Below are 23,640 nucleotides of genomic sequence, written 5' to 3' on the forward strand. Positions count from 1 at the left end.
ATGTACAGAGGATAGCTCTGCTTTGCCAGTTTATAAGAAATCCCTTATAAATCGTTTGAATCGTTATACCAGATGTTGACCTTGTTACTATCCGTTCTTTCAATACTTATTCCGATGACATTGTAAGGTGTTTTGCCATTTGGGGGCGTTTACGAGTACGCGGGGTTAATCGATGCCCGGTGTGGTCGTATAGTTTGAGGTCCCCCAGGCAGTTGTGTATTTACCCTACCGGCTGTCTGATGCCAGTCCCTGAGAGGTGTAATTATAAAACTTTTCCGAAGTAACCAGAGCAACTACCGCCGATGCATTTACCTTGTTATTGATCATAGAAAAACTGACTGATATTTTTTAAAAAGCGGGAAGTGAAAAATCATTTTCACTTCCCGCTTTTTAAAATAATTTTCTATGGGGCTGTTAAAGTAATTGTATTATAGCCCGTGGTGAACGAAGCCGTCCCGGTATTTACGATTGCATAAAAGCGGTAAGTGCCAGGGCCAAGGTAAGGTGTAGGCCACTGTCCGTTGGCACTACCCTCCACAGAGGACAACTTGTAAACACCTGGTTGACTCGCGTCCGCTACGGCATAACCCATCCGGTTAGGCCATCCGCCATCGCTGGTTGCTGCCCAGACCTCCACACTGCTGATGATGGAACCAGCAGGAACACAGGTCGTGACACTAATGGCTGTCGTCACACGATTAGCCGTAGTAGTACTGGCTGTACCCACTACACTGGCGTTGTTGGCTGGTGAAAGCACACTGCCCGTCAAAGCAGGACAACTCGTGCCAGCCGGAGCAGTCAGCGTAATTGTATTGTAGCCCGTGGTGAACGAAGCTGCCCCGGTGTTGACCACAGCATAAAAGCGGTAAGTGCCCGGGCCAAGATAAGGTGTAGGCCACTGTCCGTTGGCACTGCCTTCCACAGATGACAATTTGTAAACACCTGGTTGACTGGCATCCGCCACGGCATAACCCATACGGTTTGGCCATCCGCCATCGCTGGTTGCTGCCCAGATCTCCACGCTGCTGATGGTGGAGCCAGCAGGAACACAAGTCATGACACTGATGGCTGTCGTCACGCGGTTAGCGGTAGTTGTACTGGCTGTACCCACTACACTGGCGTTGTTGGCTGGTGAAAGCACACTGCCCGTTAAAGCAGGACAACTCGTGCCAGCCGGAGCTGTCAGCGTAATTGTATTATAGCCCGTGGTGAACGAAGCTGTCCCGGTGTTGACCACAGCATAAAAGCGGTAAGTGCCCGGGCCAAGGTAAGGTGTAGGCCATTGTCCGTTGGCACTACCCTCCACAGAGGACAGCTTATAGACACCTGGTTGACTGGCGTCCGCCACGGCATAACCCATACGGTTAGGCCATCCGCCATCGCTGGTTGCTGCCCAGATCTCCACGCTACTGATGGTAGAGCCAGCAGGAACGCAGGTCATGACACTAATGGCCGTTGTCACACGATTAGCTGTAGTTGTACTGGCTGTACCCACCACACTGGCATTGTTGGCTGGCGAGAGAACACTCGCCGTCAGAGCAGGACAACCTGTGACTGGGGGCGCAGTAAGCGTAACAGTGATGTAGTCCGTAGTCACCGTAGATGTCGCCGTTTTTACGATGGCATAAAAGCGGTAAGTGCCTGGGCCAAGGTAAGGTATAGGCCACTGTCCGTTGGCGCTGCCTTCCACAGATGACAATTTGTAAATACCTGGTTGACCAGCCTCAGCTACGGCATAACCCATACGGTTTGGAAAACCGCCATCGCTGGTTGTCGCCCAGATCTCCACACTATTGATGGTAGAACCTGTTGGAACACAGGTAGTGACACTAATGGCTGTCGTCACACGATTAGCAGTAGTTGTGCTCGCGGTACCCACCACACTGGCGTTGTTGGCTGGCGAGAGAACACTCGCCGTCAGAGCAGGACAACCTGTGACAGGGGGCGCGGTAAGCGTAACGGTTATGTAGTCAGTCGTGACCGTAGAAGTCGCCGTTTTTACAATTGCATAAAAGCGGTAAGTGCCAGGACCAAGGTAAGGTATTGGCCACTGTCCGTTGGCACTACCTTCCACAGAGGACAATTTGTAAACACCCGGTTGACCAGCATCAGCTACGGCATAACCCATCCGGTTTGGGAAACCGCCATCGATGGTTGTCGCCCAGATCTCCACACTGTTGATCGTCGAACCCGTAGGAACACAGGTCGTGACGCTGATGGCTGTCGTTACACGATTAGCCGTAGTTGTACTGGCTGTACCCACCACACTGGCGTTGTTGGCCGGCGAGAGAACACTCGCCGTCAGAACAGGACAACCTGTGACTGGGGGTGCCGTGAGCGTAACGGTTATGTAGTCAGTGGTGACCGTAGAAGTCGCAGTTTTTACGATGGCATAAAAGCGGTAAGTACCCGGGCCAAGGTAAGGTGTAGGCCACTGGCCGTTGGCGCTGCCCTCCACAGATGACAGCTTGTAAACGCCTGTTTGACTGGCATCCGCTACGGCATAGCCCATCCGGTTAGGCCATCCGCCATCGCTGGTTGCTGCCCAGATCTCCACACTATTGATGGTGGTGCCGGTTGGAACACAGGTCGTGACGCTGATGGCAGTCGTCACACGATTAGCAGTAGTTGTGCTCGCGGTACCCACTACACTGGCGTTGTTGGTTGGTGAAAGAACACTCGCCGTCAAAGCCGAGCAACCTACACCCAAATCAAGTCCTGCATAGTTCTGAGGACCGGGAGCCGTCCCCTGCCAAAAATTTATCATTTGACCATCAAAAACTACGCCATAGCCGGCAGATCCAAATGTTGCCCCGGTTAGTTTTGAACTTCCATTGTAGAATTCCAGTTCAATTAATTCTCCGCTGCAATTGGGACCAGCTAAGAAACGTAGATATCGCCAGGCTGTAGTTGTTCGAATAAAGTATTCATTCCATCCGGAAGTTGGCATTTTATTAATCGTAGCCAGTGTAGTCCACCCGTTGGCATTTGAGATGTCATTTGATCCCTGGATAACGCTACCGACAATATGATCCATACAGCAATCGGTACGAGGGTAAAAGCGAACCTTACTAACATTACCGCCAATATTTGATGCTAATTCAACATTTCTAACTTTACTCCAAATTCGATCCGCAATCTCTAACATCCCGGCATCACCTGGATGCGTATCACCCGTATTGTTAGGGAATGCAGCCATAGAAACCGGATCTTTTCCTGCCTTATAAACTTCGTTTGCAGACATGTCGCTCAGATCTACAAAAGGCAAGTTGCGTTCAGCTGCGACCTCCTGTATTTTGGTATTGGCAAGCGGTTGATCCGGCCACATCGAGTTAGTCACAATTACCTTGGCACCCGGCGTACTCACTGCCAGGATCTTATCAATTAACGTCTTAAATGCTTCTTTAAAATTTTGTGGGTTGACGTCAGAATTATTAACATTTTCTCCCAATCGGATAATTATTAAGTCGGGTTTGTTTCCTGATCCACCAAAGCCACTGATAATACGATTTTGAAAATCTGTATAATTGAAGGTAAGCCACCCAGCAATGCCACCACTTGGATAATTCCGTTCAAAGGGTGCCTCCCATAAGGGTAAAACCTGCACATCAGGATTTATATCCCTGAAACGCTTTTCGAGAATATGGACAAAATCTTTTTCTTTCGTCGAGGAAGCCCGCCCCCATCCGCCGGCAGCAGTAAGCTCAGGTGATTGCCAGCCATCCGTACCGGACTGGGCTATTAATTTTGTAATGCTATTCCCTACAATAAGTACCCGGCTATATTTCTCAGAGACTAGTCCAGGGCTAGATGGGACATCTACCGCCGGATCATCCGTAATACCGTTACTCCACCCAGGCTGGTTAGCATAGTTATAGTGGAAGCTCTTGAGCAAATTACCACCGCTATTGTTTTCGCGGATGTCGGAGAGACGGCTAAAATTGTCGTAGTTGTACCAAGTGACCTTGCCAGAAGGGTCTGTTATGGATTCGACACCAACGAGCGATTTATAGTTGTAGGTAGTCGTTGCAGTAACCGTTGTCCCGTCAGCCTCTGTCTTCGCTTTAAGCAAGTCGGTTTTACCTACATCGGTTAATCCATAATATTCAAGTTTGGTAGTTGCACCTCCCTTTTCTTTAAAAGTTAACAGATTTCCGCGGTCGTCATAAGTCAAAAACTCCACAAGGTTAAATGCGGGGCCCTGCCCTATCTTGGTATCCACCTTCTTTGGTAAATACAAACTGCCACCCGGGTTAAAATATTCAGTGTTAACCCAAGTCAATGTTGCTCCATTTTCTATACTCCTTGTTTCCTCTATAATGGGACTCACCATATTTTTCGTTACCATCGCAGGATATACCCCAGTGGAATAGTCGAAAGGGTATTTATAAGATGTAACAATATTACGCCCCCTGCTATCCGAGGCCTTGCTTTGACTAAGCTGGGTAAAATTTGGATTATTATAAAAATACTCCTTTATGGTTTCAATCGGTGTGCCAGGGTTATTCAGATCGTAAACTTTCGTTTTTTCGCTCTTTAAGTAATTCCAATTCTTTATCATTGCCGGATAAAAGAACCCATGGTTTTTTTTATTAAAAATGGCTCCACCTGCCGGAAAAGGAATGTCCCTTACTTCGGCTGCATACTGATAAGTAGGCGTACTTAAATAATAATCATATTCTGCCTCTTTAACCTTTACAAAAACAGAACCTGATTTTACAAAATCTTCCTGCTTCAATAAGTTACCATTTGATTTAAATGGCTTACTGGAAATGAGAGGAGGCCTGTAATAGGAAAAATTGTTGACAACATCAGATTGATTATCATAGTAAAAAATAGATTGCCCATTTTCACCACCAGCACCATAGCTTACAACCACCTGATCATAACCGACAACCGACCCGCCAGCAGAAGCGCTCAGAGGAATGATGCTGTTAGAAGTACGAAGTATCAATATAGAATTTTTTGTATCCGTTCCACCTGGGCCACTAACAAGACACTTTCTGTCTTCCGCATAGGTGTATTGCGGTTTTGTCATCAATCTCCCTGTTGACTTCTCGATGCTTTGCCCATTGGAGCCTGTCTGGGTAAGTCTATATTTAAATGTCTTAACGTTGCTCTTCACTCCGTCGTTGACGGTAATGGTTTTCAGGCGTAAGCCGCCACCATTTTTCATAGCTCCCTCGGTTGCTTCCAAAGGCTCAAACCAGGAGAAATTGATTCCGAAATCAGCAATTAAGACCCCGTTTTCGTTACTGGCTATGGCACGCCAGATATACTTACCAGGCATAATGTTATAGATTGTATTGTCGTGACTAATCCCCCCCGTTGTTCCCTGAGGACTGCAACCTTTTTTGATGCAGGGAGAAGTCGAACCGTCCGAATTTGCCGTACATTCCTGCATGGTAAACATATCATATGTTCCCCGGGAAATCCCTGTTGCCTTGTCAATTAACTCAAAGTACACCTTACCGGACTGGCCTGATATTGTGCTACATGCCGTCGGATTATTTAGCCTTACGAATGCGCTTAATTTTAAGGTTGTGGTCAGCCCACCCTCTGCCGTCACCGCACGGGAAAAATCAACCTCAAAATCCTGAGATACCCCTGGCTGGTTCTTATTATATAGTAGGTTAACATTCTTCGCTACCGGGGTCCCCATATTATTGCCCGCAAATGAATGATCGTTTTTATTGGAGTTATTAACATCATAATCATGGGCTTCAAAATCAAATTCCGTATTCCCTCCCGTAGGATAGGTGATCTTTTTCAGGCTGAATGCCTTAATATAATCCGGGCCGGTATCCCTTTCGGTGCCAGTTAGTTGCCCGAAAATTTCCTTGATGTTAGCTGAGGAAGAAGAGAAAGGTGAAAAAGTAGGAATCAAACTCGTAGTACCCTGCTTTCCATTGTAGTAGCCCCAATGATCCTGAGCGAATGAAGTTTTCGCAGGCAAATCAGAGTATCCGGTGCTGCTTTCAAAATAGTCAAAAACATGCGGCATTAGAGCACTCCCACTAGCGGACTTTTCTGTTACTGACAACAATTTCAGCCTTTTCGATACCGAACCGCTTCCATCGCTGGTGGCTGGCACATCGGCATCCGCCGTTCCATCAAAATAAGCGTAGCTAAAATCAAATGCTTTTAAAAGGGTCTTTACACCACCGGGCTTATTGTAAATTTCAACAGTTTTAAGCTTTTTATCGTACGATAGATCTTCCCGGTTTTCAAAAATAAATTTCACAGAACCATTCTGAAACGTGATCTCATTCAAATAAACCGTTGAAATATATCTAGGTGGGATACGGCCAATCGTATGAGTAAGAACAGGTGTCGGGTTTTCTCCCGTATTACAAGTTTCTCCAATAGAATGTATCCCTAGTGTTTCAGTGATTGCACCCTGGGGATAATTAAAAGCATCATTTATTGTATTATAGCTAAGGCTGATAGCAGATCCTTCCGGGGAAGTTATCTGGGTGAGATACCACGACGAAACCGAGTTTCCACCGCTGGCATTTCTGAATGTTTCCTTCTGATTAAATAAATAGGCAGTTCCGTCTGGTGTCTTTATTTCCCAGGAAATATCAGCTCCATTATTTGCTTCAATCATCTTGATACGAATGTCGCTCTTTTCGTTCATGATGATTTCCCTGGTCCTGCTTATGATAAATTTACCTGAATACCCCGCGAAATTAAAGTTATAAATATCCGGCTGGTATTCATTGTTAGTGCTTTCTTCCACCTTCAATGACACAGTCTTCGGGCCGCCATCCTGTTGCGAGTAAAAATTGAAGTTAAATGCACTTTGGTTGTTAGCTATGTCGGCTCCCATTTGCATATTTGCAGTAGGGAAATAATTTGTTGGCAGATTATCCGCAGGACTAAAATATCTGCTCAGGGTAAAGTCGTCTTCACCCATCACCGTTCTGGAAATCACTCCTCCGGCATTCAATGCCCAGCCCAAACCGACCTGGCTAGCCTCGTCGGCTACTTTAATACCCGAAGGGTGGTAGCTGATGGAGATAGGCAGACTTACCTTGCCTTCCTGCGCAGTATAAATCGGAACAGATATATTGGCAGTACCTGTATAGTAACTGACAGGTATGTCAACGTACCTGGTTAAACTGGCAGCCTGAGGGGATGGTGGGACGATCTTAGGTATGTAACTATCCGTTGTTTGACCATACGCTCCCACGCATAATATAAGAAGAAATAAAAGGGCAGATTTAAAAGTCTTCATGTAGTGAAATTTATTTTACCGTGGCAATAACTCAATAATGTAACCGTCCAAATCATTTTAAATCATCGCTTTGGCTTGGCAGTACCATTGTTCGATTTTTCTTTAGTGTCTATTTTTTCGTCACTCAAACTGGCCCGATACTTTTCCAACGAACTAGCTGTAATGTTGCCGTTATATGAGCCGTGTTCCATGAATCCGGGCTGTATTATTAGCTAGTATGCTTCCAAAGTCACATGTGATGTCCAAATCGATGATGTAAAATCGAAGCATTAGAATCTTGGAGACTTTTGCTGTCAAAAAATCTTCTATTCGTTGCATAAAACGCCAGCAATCATTCGGGCTGCTTTATCACGACAGTACTTCGAATCACACCGCTTTCTTCGACACTTATAATGTAATTCCCAGTTGTTAGGTCAGTCGTATCTAAAGTTGTTCTGTAAAGCCCTTTTTCGGGTCTTAGTTGATGAACCTGAAGTTCCCTTCCCAACAAATCGACAAGCCTCAACGTTGCAGAATTGCCATACGCAGGCATAGTCACTTCTAAATTTGTGATAACCGGATTAGGATATGCGATCAGTTTTCCGTCCTCAGATGTTACCCTATTATCAGCTTTTATGTTTTCAGGCAGGAACCCGAAATCCAGGTCATGGATATTGACGCCGGCCGCCCCGGTTTGGAAGGCAATCACCGCATGGTTACCAACCTTTATAGCGTCGTTGTCGATTTCCTTGTCGTCTCTTTGCCTGACACGGCTTGGTTTAAGCTTCCCATCATTCAAGCCGATCCGTATCTCATAGGCCGTTCCGGGTTTAAGCCCCTTGCTTACGTTCGCTTCACTAAACAGGTACATCCCGTTTGTATCCGATCTGGTGTTTGCTATCTTAGCTCCTGCCTCATATAAATCCAACGGCATATCAGCAAGAGCGGGCTCCTCTGGATCCTGGATCCCGTCACCGTTGGTATCCGACCATACGCGGTTGCCGACCGCTATCGGGGGCAACCCTGTGATCAACGCCAGACCGCCTACTCCGTTCGCCTTGCCAAATGTGCCCTGCTGCGCATTCCCGTAAAGCAACCAGCCACGACTGGTCCTCCCATCTGCAATAAAAAATGATTTGATCCCTCCTGAATTGAATTCCTGGGTTGGCTCGTGCGCTGTCATAAATACCTCCCCGGTCGCCGGGATCGCCAATATCCCTCCAGCCCCGGTTTCTTCGTGTATGATACGGTTGTCCCGTTTTTCATCCCGGAACTTAAAATCATCCTGAAAAAAGAATTCACCACCCTTGGGACCCTGCGTGTTATCTCTTCCTTCCGTTGAAAAATCGCCGGCTACGGCATTATCTTCCAGACTGAACTTCACATTCTTATTTCCTGGTCTACGGGGAAATACGCGTAGAATATCACCCGCCGCCACAGCAGCATAGCTGGCTTTTCCCGTAGGGTCAGGTTGGCCGGTACCCGACTGATGACCAAACCTGTCCATAAAACCAAGTATCATCACTCCTTGCTGATCAAATGCAATCGAGGACAGGATTGGCTGTGGTCTGGCCACCGTAGAAGGCAGAGCGCTCTGTAAAGCTTTACTAAAATCATCGGTCCATGGATTCCAGCTCTTTAGCCCCAGTTCTGCCACTGCTGTACCACGAGGATAGTCCAGCGATGTACTGAATACTTCATTAAATTTTTTTGTGGATGGGTCCAGTGCGTATACGGTCGCCCTCAAATCAGCGACTGACTGGGACCCGGCCGCATCGCATACCGCACCTACATATACGTAACTCCCCTGTACCTTCACAGCAAAAGGTCTGCTGGTACCTCCGGGGCACCCCGACAAAGGAACTTTATACGTAGTAATATCAGCAGAGGTAGGTCTTGCTGCCGTGTCCGCCGGAATCCTGATGCTATACAATGTCCGATCGAACAAATTCATGATATAGAGAAATTGACCGTCGTCGGAAATGTCCATCCCGCCCAAACTTACTTTACCTACATCGCTCATAAACTTACCGTCAACATAACTGCTGTCAACAGCACGCCTTAATCCTTCGTGGTGATCGTCGCCAGTTGGCACACCAAGGGTTTTAAGATCCAGCCAGCTAATGGTATGGTGCGTCAGCCAATCTGTACGATAGATCCCTCCTGTTCCAAGAGGGCCGTAACCGACGTGCCGCTTGGCCAAGGCAGCAGAATACAAATGTTGTGAAGCCCTGTTGAATGCCACTCCCCACAATGCTCCAACCTGCCGCGAATTAGCCAGGCTCACTGCTGAGCTATCTTCTAATGCTAAGGCATTTAACGCTGAAAAACTGTTGTTACCGCTGCCATTGATGTAAACAGGAGATACCAGAAATGGCCTGGGTGAAACATAATATTCTGGTCGGTACCCGCTCCAGTTCACTTCTGTCGCAGGGCTTCTGACAAAACGTACCGAGGGGGTTAACCCACTGCTCTGTAGTGCTTTTGACTCTTCCTCGAAAATAAGCTTTACATACTTACCTTCCGGGACATCCAGAAAATAATCGCCCGATTTATCGCTCAATGTTTGCGCAATAACTTCGTATTTACCAGATTGTGAAAACCCATACGCTTTAATGCGAACATTGTGGATATTTTGTCCTGGATTGAAAGCTGACGTACTAACACCTGAATTAGTACTATAAGATACATTTCCGCTAATTTGGGCTATTGACAAACACGGTGAACTTAAAATTGAAGTAAAGAAAAGGTGAAGCCAAATACGCTTTTGCATAGACCATAAAGTTATTCCTGGTACTGCTTTCCTGTTTTGTTCCATAAAACAAATGTTTAGTTGTCGGGGCAATAATAAAATTCACTGACAGCACGATACAAAATGTACCGCGTTGATGAGGTAAATAACATTCTTCAATAAAAGCTGATATTGGCAGGACAGTAAGTCGCGATCGTACTGTTACCTACGAACATATATAATAAAGACAGTTAAGATTAATTTCGGCATGTCGCCATTGCTAGCCAACCTTACCCCTTCGGTCAAGTTTTACTCCGATTATACTGAAATAATTTTCTACTCTCTTTGTGGCAAGAAAGAGTCTAACCGCTATTTCCAAATTTCCTTTGTGGTCGCCGAACACCAGCTTTGACGTCGACTTTACGCTTCAAACGAGAATGATTGTAAGATATCTGTGTCTACGCATCGGTTGTGGATTTACTCACACTGGTACGGTTATAGTATGAAACGCCCATCGACACAACGACAGTTTACTTTGATCTTTGAAAATTAGATCATTTTTCCTGAAGGTATATGTGTCGCATATAGCTCTCTGCGTCTTCTTAAATATTTTCTATTGAAGATTAAGCTTTTCTACAAATTGTTTAAAATATTGTTCACCAGCATATTGATATGCGATCAACCTTGTAGGTGTTAAATCTATTCACCATAATAGACTTTTGATGGTTATTGATCGTTTATATGTAATCTGAAAATCCAACGCTTTTTAACCTGTACATTATGGGATGGTCTCTGGTGTGTTTCCATTTTCAAAAAAGCATATATGAGGGGGTTTAAATCTTTTCATAAATCTATAATGTTTATTAGTAAAGAAACCGGGCAAAGCACCGCACCAGCAGCAAACTCGTACAGGGCTTTATGATGTAAATGTACGATGAACAAAAGTAACCGACAATTGACTTTTTGCAATAAATGCATTGACTTTTGACAAGTACTATCATAATTTCTCTTTCGCATTTTTCTTCCTGAACCTTGATATGGATTCGGCATTTGTCCCTAGATAACTTGCCAGTTGTTGCCCTTGTACACGATCTGTAACGTACTTGTGATGGCTTACAAATTCTTTATATCGTTCAGATGCAGACATATGGCTCAGGTTATAGATTCTGTCCTTACCTTGTCGAATTATGTTTTGTGTTAAATAATCAACTATCATTTTTAATTCTGCGTGTTTTTCCAGAAGGCGATAATAATCTTTTTTGGAAATGGATATTAAGACCGTTGGACAGCAGGTTTCGAGGTATTCAATCGATTTATTGTCGAAAATGAAGCTATCAGGCAAAACTGCAAATTCTCCTTTGGAAAAAAACCAGTTTGTCCACTCATACTCATCCATAACTGAGTATGCTCTGATCACACCCTCCTGTATAAAATAAATATTTTCCTGAATTTCACCCGGCGACAAAATCGTAGCTCCCGATTTATAGTGCCGGCTATGAGATACTTCACTGACGAATTCTTGTAAATTGGAATTTAACCTGAAATGCGATTGAAGGAATTCTAAAAAAAATTGCATCGGATACTGACTAAGATATGATTAGTTGTTTCGAAATGTAACTAGACAGAATCAGAACCGCCTATGAAGCGTGATTCTGACCGTCTGATTCTGCAAATGAGTTGGAGAAGTTATGTGGCCAGAGCTTTGGTAATCCGTATTTGATAAATGCCAATGAATGCTATTTCTTATCTGGCGGATCGGTTATTTGCAAAAAAGCTTAATACACATACTACAATTGAACATTGAAAAACGTCTTCGGCCTATGTAACACGGAAGACCCCAGTAGTTTCCATAGGGAACTTCGCTTAGCTAATGTATTAGAGCCGCTATTTTGCGAAAAGCTCTGGTATATTTATTTGCTACTTCATTTTAATTAACAAGCGCACAGTAGATATTTAATTTAGATACGACGATTATATTTTAGTTTCTTTATTGAATAAGAATTGTATTAAGCGGGCAAATATCTAAAACCTGCTTTTTATAAAAAATTAGACAAAATCATAATTTCTTGTATTAACTAACAACTCAGTATTGGAGCGAATCTATTTGATAGAATTTAATTCAGTCCATTCCTGATAGTCAAATTAAATAAATTAAGGTAACTATGTTTAATTACTATACCGAACTACATTTAATCTCAATGTAGTATTATTACGGCATAAAGGTAAGGATTCCCTTATGTTATATCAACCCACAAAAAACAGGAACGAAACCGGCTTTTGCGGGTTGTATAAATTCTTAAATATTCCTTCCTCGAATTCTTGATAAAGAATCGGGTTTCATCCCAAGAAAACTAGCCAAATGCTTTACCTGAACATTGAGAGTAATGTGTCTGTAAAGTTCATCAAATTCTTCGTATCGCTCTTGGCCACGCCGTGCACTCAGAATATACTGATGAAAATCTCGTTTTTTCGAGTAATCGAAAAGTAATAGATCGGTCAGATGTTTAAAAGTTGGATGTTTCTCAGATAAAAAAAAGAAGTCTTTTTTTTTATCTCAATAATTTGGGATGTGCAAGAAGCTTCCCAAAGTAATCCTGATTCCTTATCGAGGTAAAAACTTTCCGCTGCAATCATCATATCACCCTTACCATAAAACCAATTTGTGAACTCAATCTGCGCTTTCTTTAAGGAGCTTCGTATTACGCCGTTTTTTACGAAATAAACACTTTGTAAGGACTGTCTAGGTTGCAAAAGAGTGTGTCCTTCATCAAGTTCCAATACTATACTCATCTTTTGTAAGTCTTCCTCTAGTTCTTGACTAATAAATAATTCAGGAAAAGCTTTTCTTGCAAATTCAATCATAGGACGGTTTCTAATTAATTAATGAATCAATTATCAGTTGCCCATAAGTGAGTACCGGGTTAAAGTATGTGGGTTAAAAATTGAGATAAGAGTTAAATTGAAAGAAAGAAGAAGATATAATGCCCTTACGTATATGACATAAAGTGGCCCCAATCTGCCCTATCCAGACTTCTTGCAATAAGATTTAATTGGAAAAGAAACTTCGCATTACGCAAGGCCTTAAATCAATTGCATTTTTTAGCCGTAGTAGCCTACTTCCTTCAGCAACAGGTCTGTTTGCACAATTTTAGGTTTAATTAAAAGAAAGGAAAGAAACGGGCTAAATGAAAATTTAGTACAAAAAGCCCCATTGGAAATGTGCAGTGAAAAAATTTATTGATCCTACTTATTGAACCTTCGTTTTGGAAGTGGAAATAACGCTTTAAGTCAAAATTGATTCGCCTGGAAAGTTATGACGTGTTGGGCCTATTCAGGTGTTGGAAACAGATAAAGAAATTTAATTTGTCAACTCAATTAAATAATACACTCAGTTGGAAAGGTGATAGAAAATTAAACACTTTACCTAAATTTTCGAAAAGAACTGATTCAAGTCTCCAAGCAGAATATTAATAAATCATTGCCTTTTTCCTATGGTTAGGAATGTCATTCTATTAAGTGAATATTTATTCCAAAAAGTGAAAAATTCTTCCCAAAATGAGCAATATGTCAAGCTATGGCTTCGAAGTTCAAGTAAATGGAGAACAGCTGTGCAAAGCAGGTATTGATACCGATCGCCACGTCGTTACGTGCATGCTTGATGCATTGCGTCGGCTAAACGAACCTGATGAACTACGTCTGACAGTCTCCGGACTTAATTCGGTGACGGGCGAATATCCTGAGTGGGTAAAAAGGAGTTGAAGGATCGGGACACGATTACGATTAAAGTGATCACCCAGGATTTTGCCCCCCGCACAGGATTCGACCAACCATTTCAAAAGAGAAGATGCTTGATAATAAGTTGCAGTATTATTACCAATTGAGAGAGGAATTGAAAGAGTATCTAGAGTAAAACCCTACAAAAGACTTATAGATACTACTTTGTAACGGTTGTCGAGAAGTTTAGCGTGTAGTTAATATAATGCAAAAACATGCAAATTGAACTATTTAATGAAAGAGCTATTGATAAAACGCTCAGCTACTTGTATCGCCTCGTTTTTATCATTCCCCGAGAATGTTTCGGACGCAGTACGAGGCTGACTTTGTATCAATAATGCTCCATTGGAAGCTGGCATTTTCTAGATACAGGCTCATGTATTGATCCAAGGGACCAGCCATACAATATTATTAGCAGCCTTTAACTTTTAAAACTAGGCTGCAAATTTACCAAGGCCAAGCATTTAAAAGTTTATGTTCCCAAGTCCTTTTATGAGAGCTATTTTAAAAACCAGCGAAATACTTCCTGCCTAAGGGCGGCAGACTTCAGGGAGATATTGATCAAGTAATTTCATCAATTACTCGCATGTCCACTTAATGCCAGAATATTGATAAGTATCGGTAGTGATATTTCCGCTCGGATCGTAGACCAGATTAAATGCTTGGTCGCGAAAGGTTTTGCTGTCATAGGTGACCCTTAGCCTGTTCATGTTGTTGGTTGAAAATACTAGTGGGGCAGATTCCATACCAGAAAAAAAGAAGTTGTGCAATGACCTTCGCGTGTTTGGTTTTTCGTCGTAAAAATATTCGTAGAGATAATCTGCTTCAAAGACGTTTTGTCGTGCGAAGACGTGCATTCTCTCACGCACCAGATTGCCATTTGAATCGTATTCAAAGACACTTTCATGACTCTTGTAAAGTTGGCGTTTTTCGTCAGAAAACCAACGTGTTAGTCCGGTCGGTTTATTGCCGGAAGTGTATCGAAAGTCAATGCTTTCATTTAGTGTGACATTGATGGTCGTGCTGGTATAATCTGTGAGGTAAGCGTCAAAATTCTGAACGCGGCTTAGATTGTTATTTTGATATTCAAATTTGGTCTTCGGATATTTATTTCCGTTTATCTCAACGAAAATTACCCGCAGTTTTTCGTCTTTATATTCGAAGAATAACGTAGGGTATCCCGGCCCTCCGCCGCGAACACGTGACATGGTGGTTGGTCGGTTTCCAGAATCGTATTTAAAGGCGTAGGATATGCCAAAATGTGTAAATTCTTCCAACTTACAACTTATCGATAATATCTCATCACCAGGTGTTCGCTTTTTGCAAGAAAAGGTGGAGAAGACTGCGAACACAACACCGAAAAGGATATTGCATGCACGCATTACAGGAACATTCATGGTATTTAATAAGTTACATCTATCCAAAACTAGATAAAATATTCGTGTCTGGCTAAAAATAACTGTCCCTGTGCTTCAGCTTCGTAAGTTGATTCCAATATTTTTCATTACTTCTAAGATTGTCACTTTCTATGGTCCCATGACCGAAGAGTTTAGACTACTGATTTTGAAAGGACCAGCAGGCATACGCTAGTCGACGGGACGTTGGGACACTCATTAACTTACGGCCACTCATCTTTATACGTTAATGGGGGTTTCGATTTACTCCTGGTGACCAGAGAGATGTATTAATATTTCTTTCCCTCCAATTCATTAAATTGACCGAATATCGGTACTGATAAAGGTAAGGAAAACGCAATGGAATTATTTGTCTCGTACTTTGGGCAAAAATTAAAGCACCAATGTAAGTATCCCTAAACCACAAACAGTTTGCAATTTGCAAATAACGAACAAGACCGTATATTAGCTTATGAGGGTATATAATGGAATGTGTCTTTTGGATATAGTAATTTTGTGAAGATCATCACTCTAGGCGACATTGTATGGCGATATCTAGATCAGTTGGCTAAACTCCATATTGTTATTTCAATAGTTTCTGAATACGTTCGAATGGTTTCATAGATTTATACAATTCGGCCTTTCATATGGATTCACAGTCGTATCTTGCCAAATTGTTACGATGTCCCCACTACTCATTAACACCCGATTTATTGAATATGCTTCGTAGAATCCCTCCAATTCCTGCACGACCTGCAGCAAAAAGGATTGTGGGGATTCATACAGATGATATGCCAAGCCGGAAATACCGCACGTGGAAAACAACCTCCTGTTGATCGATGGAAGTCAATTCAAAATTTTCGAGGATGAACTCTGGCAGCAGAAATTCAATAATGGGCAGGAAGCTCTCCAAAAAGAACTGATTTGATTAACAATACAAACCAAGATAAATCCTATACACTCCACAAGTTTTCGACTTGATCTCCAATTTTTGCATACTTTGGGATACCCTCAAAAGCAAAAAATCCTATAAATCAATGATTTACAGGATTTCTTACCTTAAACTTCTAAATGGGAGGGAGACGGGTCTCGAACCCGCGACCTCTAGAACCACAATCTAGCGCTCTAACCGACTGAGCTACAACCTCCGTTTGAGGACACAAAATTAGTAAAAGGTTTACAGCTTCCAAGAGAATTTCAAGATTTTTTTCAAAAAAGCTGTAAACCTTTTTTATCAGCTGCTGCTTATTTCGCTGCAACATAAAGAGCATCAGCGGCTTTCCAGTCCACTACGTTCCAATATGCGTCGATATAATCAGGACGTTTATTTTGATATTTCAGGTAATATGCGTGCTCCCACACGTCCAAACCGATAACAGGCGTACCTTTTGTTTCAGCGATATCCATCAATGGATTGTCCTGGTTTGGAGATGAAGTGATTGCAATTTCACCATCCGCTTTCACGATTAACCATGCCCAGCCCGATCCAAAACGACCGATCGAAGCTTTTTTGAACTCATCTTTGAAAGCTGAGAAAGAACCGAATTTAGCCGTGATCGCTTTTCCCAATTCGCCTGTTGGTTCTCCACCGCCAGTCGCAGAAAGAGATTTCCAGAAAAACGTGTGGTTCCAGTGTCCGCCACCATTGTTACGAACCGGTGCCGGTGCTTTGCTGATGTTTGCAATGATTTCTTCTATTGTTTTACCTTCCAGCTCAGTTCCTGCTACTGCTGCGTTCAAATTGGTAACATATGCCTGGTGGTGACGATCGTGGTGAATCTCCATGGTAAGCGCGTCAAAATGCGGTTCTAACGCATTGTTTGCGTATGGTAAAGGAGCAAGTGTAAAAGCCATTATGAATAAGGTTTATTGGTTATTAAATATGATTTATAACTTGATTAACAGCAGAAAACTTCTTTATGTTCTTAATCGTTTAAAAAACTTAAGTATCAGCGCCTGGCTTTCGTCTGCCAAAATGCCGTTTTTCAGCTGTGTTTTAGGGTGTAAAACGTTTTTTCCTAATCTTGAAAACCCTCTCTTCTCATCGGAAGCTCCATAAACAACACGTTTCATTTGTGTCCAGTACAGCGCTCCCGCGCACATAACGCAGGGTTCAAGGGTTACATACAGCGTGCAATCCTGCAAATACTTCCCTCCCAGATATTCAGACGCGGCCGTTATCGCCAGCATTTCTGCATGGGCCGTCACATCGTGCAATCGTTCGGTTTGATTATATCCCTTGCCAATGATTCTTTCTCCTGCTACAACAATCGCGCCAACGGGGATCTCCCCTTCTTCATAAGCTAATTGTGCCATGCGTAAAGCCTCAGCCATGAAATAATTGTCCAGAAAATCAGCAGTCATGTGGCAATCAAAATTGGAAAACAACACCTAAAACAAAAGCGGGAAGCAATATACTCCCCGCTTTTCAATATTTCACTAATAATATTAAGGTTTAAAAATTCGCTGCACCGAAATACGGTCGCCATTCTGAACTTTTAACAGATACATTCCGGATGGTTTTTGAGAAAAATCAACCTCCGTAATTTTCTGTCGGATTGCCTTCTTCGACAAAGACCGGCCTCCCAGATCGAAGATTTCAACAACGGCTTCCTTCGCAGAAAGTGTCGATGTAATCTCTACCGTACATTTGTTTTCGATCATAGTCGGATAAATTTTCAGCCAGTCAGCTGCTGCAACAGGCGGCTCCGTACCTAATACGGGATCAACCTGTACCCGGAAAGTGCCCGTAGCCCTACCCACACCGCAGGCATTAGAGATCGTTGTGATCTTGTAAATGCTGGTCGTTTTAGGCGAAATTTTAACCGTTAACGGCGTATTGCTGGTTGATATCAGCGTATCTTTTGCACCGTCGTTCAGATTCAATGTCCATGGTGCATCACCCGTCAGATCAATTTTCAATGACGCAATTTCACCCATGTAAATCGTAGAAGGACCACTGATCGTCGCTACCGGCAAAGGAGTAACCATCACTTTGACAGAACTCACGCTGCCGGGTACAACCTCTCCTTGTCCCTGACTAACAATCCGGATGAAATAATTACCTCCTTTGGTCGTATCAGGTAAAGTCGCCGTTAATATACTTCCATTCACTACGGATGGAACCGATACAAATTTGGTCACGTCGTTTACCGTCGATATTTGTGCAGCAAAGTTATTACCCGCCGGGAAATCGCCTGATTGCTGGAATGGAACCGTAAATGATTTTCCTGCACACAACTGCGATACCGAAGGAATACCGGTTGTGATCGTCGGGATCAACACTGTTACGAGCGCAACACCGTTTGGAATACCCTTTCCGCAAGCGTTGGAAACCTCCGTAACCACATAACTTGTAGTAACGGTAGGACTAACCGAAATCTGCAAATTTGCATCGCTCGTGCTCGCCGTCTGGCCGCTTGATAAAATGTATTTCCACGGCGCATCGCCTGTAAAATTCACCTGGATTGTCGCTGTTTGTCCCAGTGCAATAGAGCTGTTTCCGGAGATTGTTGCAGACGGAAGTGGCTTGATATGTATTTTAATTTCCGCTTTTGCACTCTCGCAGGTATTTGTTCCCGTTTGTGTAACGTAAAACGAATAGTCATCAACCTTCTCAGTAAATGGCGTCAATGGCGAAGTACGCGGGTTCGTATCATTCAGAGTTAAATACCATTTCAGGCTATTGCCAGTGGCTGAAAGTGGAGAAGCAGTTGCTCCCAGACAGTATTCAACCGAAGGAGTTAAAACCACCGGTTTTGGAGTAACGTTAATTTTAACATCAATTTTCGCTCTATCGCTCGCACAACCGTCTAATGTTTGCCCAACGTAATAAGAAGTTATTCCTTCATTATCTGTGGATGGTGTCGGTGCAGTTGCCGAAGCAGTTCCACCGGTTGCATTTGTTCCATACCAGTTTAAAATTCCTGTTGCGGATGGCGTCGCAGATAAAGGTGAAGCAGTTACACTCTGGCAATATTCTACCAATGATTTCGCAATGGTTGGCGCTGCTGGTACTGGCTTGATAGTTACATCCAATTTAGCTCTTGGCCCTTCACAACCGGCTGCATCCGTTTGAGAAACATAATATGCAGTCGTTGCAGAAGTTGGTGGTACGGGTGCGGTAGCAGAGGCTGTTCCACCGGTTGCAGCAGTACCATACCAATTTAATTTTGATCCGGCAGCAGGCGTAGCTACAAGTGCGACAGCCGTAACATCCTTGCAATAACTAACGTCGACAACTGCGGGGGCAGCAGGAAGCGCTTTCACAGTAACAACGATTGCCACTCTTGGGCCTTCACAGCCATTTGCGTTCGTTTGGCTTACATAATAAGATACGGATCCAACAGTGGTCGTTGGCGGAACAGGTGCCGTTGCGGAGGCAATTCCTCCTGTTGCGTTTGTCCCATACCAGTTTAAAGTATTTCCGGTCAAAGCAGTCGCTGTTAATGCCACAGCCGTAACGTCTTTACAATAACTCAAAGCCGCAACAACCGGAGCAACTGGCAACGCCTCAGTTACTACATCTAATTTTGCACGTGGGCCTTCACAGCCATTTAGTGTCTGACTAACATAATAAGAAACAGTTCCAGCTGTGGCGGTTGAAGGAATTGGTGCAGAAGCAAGAGCCGTACCATTCGTCGCAACGGTATACCATTTTAAGGCTGTACCCGTTGCAGTTAAAGCAACCGCAGTTTCTCCTACACAATATTTAACAGGTGTAACCACCGTAGGAGCAGCGGTAGCGCAGGTAACCACAACATCTATTTTCGCACGCGGGCCTTCACAACCTCCAACTGTTTGACTAACGTAATAAGGAGTTGTACCCACAGCAGCAGTCGAGGGAACGGGGGCAGAAGCAAGAGCAGTACCATCCGTAGCAACGGTATACCATTTCAAAGCAGTGCCCGTTGCGGTCAAAGCAACTGCGGTCGCACCAACCGTATAATTTACGGGGCTTACTACCGTAGGTGCAACAGTTGTACAAGCGCTAACCACAACATCAATCTTAGCACGCGGGCCTTCACAACCTCCAACTGTTTGACTAACGTAATAAGGAGTTGTGCCCACAGCAGCAGTCGAGGGAACTGGCGCCGAAGCAAGTGCGGTACCATTGGTCGCAACAGTATACCATTTTAAAGCAGTACCCGTGGCAGTCAGAGCAACTGCGGTCGCACCCACTGTATAATTGACAGGCGTGGTGACTGTTGGTGCTATCGTGGTACAAGCGCCAACCACAACATCAATCTTCGCACGGGGACCTTCACAACCGCCAACTGTTTGGCTAACATAATAAGGAGTGGTACCCACAGCAGCAGTCGAGGGAACGGGGGCAGAAGCAAGAGCAGTACCATCCGTAGCAACGGTATACCATTTCAAAGCAGTGCCCGTTGCGGTCAAAGCAACTGCGGTCGCACCAACCGTATAATTTACGGGGCTTACTACCGTAGGTGCAACAGTTGTACAAGCGCTAACCACAACATCAATCTTAGCACGCGGGCCTTCACAACCTCCAACTGTTTGACTAACGTAATAAGGAGTTGTGCCCACAGCAGCAGTCGAGGGAACTGGCGCCGAAGCAAGTGCGGTACCATTGGTCGCAACAGTATACCATTTTAAAGCAGTACCCGTGGCAGTCAGAGCAACTGCGGTCGCACCCACTGTATAATTGACAGGCGTGGTGACTGTTGGTGCTATCGTGGTACAAGCGCCAACCACAACATCAATCTTCGCACGGGGACCTTCACAACCGCCAACTGTTTGGCTAACATAATAAGGAGTGGTACCCACAGCAGCAGTCGAGGGAACGGGGGCAGAAGCAAGAGCAGTACCATCCGTAGCAACGGTATACCATTTCAAAGCAGTGCCCGTTGCCGTTAAAGCAACCGCTGTCGCACCTACCGTATAATTAACAGGCGTGGTGACTGTCGGCGCCACCGTAGTACAAGGTGCAGCACTAACCACTACATCGATTTTTGCACGGGGACCTTCACAACCGCCAACTGTTTGGCTAACATAATAAGGAGTGGTGCCCACTGCAGCCGTCGAGGGAACGGGTGCAGAAGCAAGAGCAGTACCATCCGTAGCGACGGTATACCATTTTAAAGCAGTACCCGTTGCCGTTAAAGCAACCGCTGTGGCACCTACCGTATAATTAACAGGCGTGGTGACTGTCGGCGCTACCGTAGTACAAGGCGCAGCGCTAACCACCACATCGATTTTTGCACGAGGACCTTCACAACCGCCAACCGTTTGGCTGACATAATAAGGAGTGGTACCCACAGCAGCCGTCGAGGGAACGGGTGCAGATGCAAGTGCCGTACCATTCGTTTCAACTGTATACCATTTTAAAGCAGTACCTGTTGCCGTTAAAGCAACAGCTGTCGCACCTACTGTATAGTTTACTGGTGTTGTTACTGTTGGTGCTACCGTAGTACAAGGCGCAGCGCTAACCACTACATCGATTTTTGCACGGGGACCTTCACAACCGCCAACTGTTTGACTAACATAATAAGAAGTGGTACCCACAGCAGCCGTCGAGGGAACGGGTGCAGATGCAAGTGCCGGACCATTCGTTTCAACTGTATACCATTGTACAGCAGTACCTGTTGCCGTTAAAGCAACAGCTGTCGCACCTACTGTATAGTTTACTGGTGTTGTTACTGTTGGTGCTACCGTAGTACAAGGCGCAGCGCTAACCACTACATCGATTTTTGCACGGGGACCTTCACAACCGCCAACTGTTTGACTAACATAATAAGAAGTGGTACCCACAGCAGCCGTCGAGGGAACGGGTGCAGATGCAAGGGCAGTACCATTCGTTTCAACGGTATACCATTTCAAAGCAGTACCTGTTGCCGTTAAAGCAACAGCTGTCGCACCTACTGTATAGTTTACTGGTGTTGTTACTGTTGGTGCTACCGTAGTACAAGGCGCAGCGCTAACCACCACATCGATTTTTGCACGGGGACCTTCACAACCGCCAACTGTTTGGCTAACATAATAAGGAGTGGTACCCACAGCAGCCGTCAAGGGAACGGGGGCAGAAGCAAGAGCGGTGCCATCCGTAGCGACCGTATACCATTTCAAAGCAGTGCCCGTTGCTGTTAAAGCAACCGCTGTCGCACCCACGGTATAATTAACAGGTGTGGTGACTGTTGGAGCCACCGTAGTACAAGGCGCGGCGCTAACCACTACATCGATTTTTGCACGAGGGCCTTCACAACCGCCAACTGTTTGGCTAACATAATAAGGAGTTGTACCCACAGCAGCCGTCGAGGGAACAGGTGCAGAAGCAAGAGCAGTACCATCCGTAGCGACTGTATACCATTTCAAAGCAGTGCCCGTTGCCGTTAAAGCAACCGCTGTCGCACCCACTGTATAATTAACAGGTGTGGTGACTGTTGGAGCCACCGTAGTACAAGGTGCAGCACTAACCACTACATCGATTTTTGCACGAGGGCCTTCACAACCGCCAACTGTTTGGCTAACATAATAAGGAGTTGTACCCACAGCAGCCGTCGAGGGAACAGGTGCAGAAGCAAGAGCAGTACCATCCGTAGCGACTGTATACCATTTCAAAGCAGTGCCCGTTGCCGTTAAAGCAACCGCTGTCGCACCCACTGTATAATTAACAGGTGTGGTGACTGTTGGAGCCACCGTAGTACAAGGTGCAGCACTAACCACTACATCGATTTTTGCACGAGGACCTTCACAACCGCCAACCGTTTGGCTAACATAATAAGGAGTGGTGCCCACAGCAGCCGTCGAGGGAACAGGTGCTGAAGCAAGGGCCGTACCATCCGTAGCAACCGTATACCATTTCAAAGCAGTACCCGTTGCCGTTAAAGCAACCGCTGTCGCACCCACGGTATAATTAACAGGCGTGGTGACAGTCGGTGCTACCGTTGCGCAAGTAACTATAACATCAATTTTCGCACGAGGACTTTCACAACTACCAACGGTCTGACTAACATAATAAGAATCAGTACCGGCAGTCGTTGTTGGAGGGACAGGTGCAGAGGCAAGTGCTGTTCCATTTGTAGCCACATCATACCATTTCAAAGCAGTTCCAGTAGCTGTCAGGGCAACAGCGGACGCACCAACTGCATAGTTTACAGGAGATACAACCGCGGGAGCCGCTGGTACCGCATTGACAGTAAAATCAGCACTTGCAGTCCCAAGCGTTAAAGGCGTAGGCGCAGATACCCTCACTTTATATCCCGTACCCGCGGCAGAGCCAGACGGAATAACGGCAGTTAAAGGGCTCACAGTGCCGCTTCCAATCACATTCGGAGTAGCCGGAAAAACGCCGGTCGCATTGGATAATTCAACGGAGAAAGTGGTTCCTGCTGTAACGATTCCAACAGTGGTATACGCCACTGTGACAGATCCGCCCGCGCAGACAGAAGCCGGGCTAACGGCTCCTGTGTTTATGACAGTTTGAGCAAATGAAGAAGCTATTCCAATAATAGCGGCAATGCATGCAAAAATTCCTTTTTTAATAAATGTTTTTTTCATGT

8 protein-coding genes and 1 tRNA gene are annotated in these 23,640 nt (G+C 44.6%); all 9 read right to left on the bottom strand.

What is annotated here, in order from left to right; all coding sequences use genetic code 11:
* Window positions 1-403: 403 nt before the first annotated feature.
* Window positions 404-7,240 carry a GDSL-type esterase/lipase family protein gene (locus M1L62_RS27500; RefSeq protein ID WP_254562859.1) on the bottom strand — a complete coding sequence of 2,279 codons (6,837 nt, stop codon included), beginning with the start codon at window positions 7,238-7,240 and terminating at the stop codon, window positions 404-406.
* A 331-nt stretch (window positions 7,241-7,571) separates the two neighbouring features.
* Window positions 7,572-9,782, bottom strand: a complete 2,211-nt coding sequence (locus M1L62_RS27505) for an SdrD B-like domain-containing protein (RefSeq protein WP_254562860.1) — start codon at window positions 9,780-9,782, stop codon at window positions 7,572-7,574.
* A gap of 1,165 nt (window positions 9,783-10,947) precedes the next feature.
* Window positions 10,948-11,526, bottom strand: a complete 579-nt coding sequence (locus tag M1L62_RS27510) for a Crp/Fnr family transcriptional regulator (protein WP_254562861.1) — start codon at window positions 11,524-11,526, stop codon at window positions 10,948-10,950.
* A 920-nt stretch (window positions 11,527-12,446) separates the two neighbouring features.
* Complete coding sequence (locus tag M1L62_RS27515; protein ID WP_254562862.1) at window positions 12,447-12,812, bottom strand: cyclic nucleotide-binding domain-containing protein; 366 nt, start codon at window positions 12,810-12,812, stop codon at window positions 12,447-12,449.
* Window positions 12,813-14,302: 1,490 nt separating this feature from the next.
* Window positions 14,303-15,121, bottom strand: coding sequence for a hypothetical protein (locus M1L62_RS27520; RefSeq protein ID WP_254562863.1), 819 nt, complete (start codon window positions 15,119-15,121; stop codon window positions 14,303-14,305).
* Between the two features lie 1,070 nt (window positions 15,122-16,191).
* Window positions 16,192-16,267: transfer RNA gene (locus tag M1L62_RS27525), tRNA-His, on the bottom strand.
* A 96-nt stretch (window positions 16,268-16,363) separates the two neighbouring features.
* Window positions 16,364-16,972 (bottom strand): superoxide dismutase, encoded by a 609-nt coding sequence (locus tag M1L62_RS27530; protein WP_254562864.1) that lies wholly within the window; start codon window positions 16,970-16,972, stop codon window positions 16,364-16,366.
* Between the two features lie 63 nt (window positions 16,973-17,035).
* A complete protein-coding gene (locus M1L62_RS27535) occupies window positions 17,036-17,482 on the bottom strand; it encodes a nucleoside deaminase (RefSeq protein WP_254562865.1) in 447 nt (148 codons plus the stop codon).
* A gap of 84 nt (window positions 17,483-17,566) precedes the next feature.
* A complete protein-coding gene (locus M1L62_RS27540; protein ID WP_254562866.1) occupies window positions 17,567-23,638 on the bottom strand; it encodes a T9SS type A sorting domain-containing protein in 6,072 nt (2,023 codons plus the stop codon).
* Window positions 23,639-23,640: the final 2 nt, after the last annotated feature.

This window comes from Dyadobacter diqingensis (assembly GCF_024220585.1).
In the GTDB taxonomy this organism is placed as follows: Bacteria; Bacteroidota; Bacteroidia; order Cytophagales; family Spirosomataceae; genus Dyadobacter; species Dyadobacter diqingensis.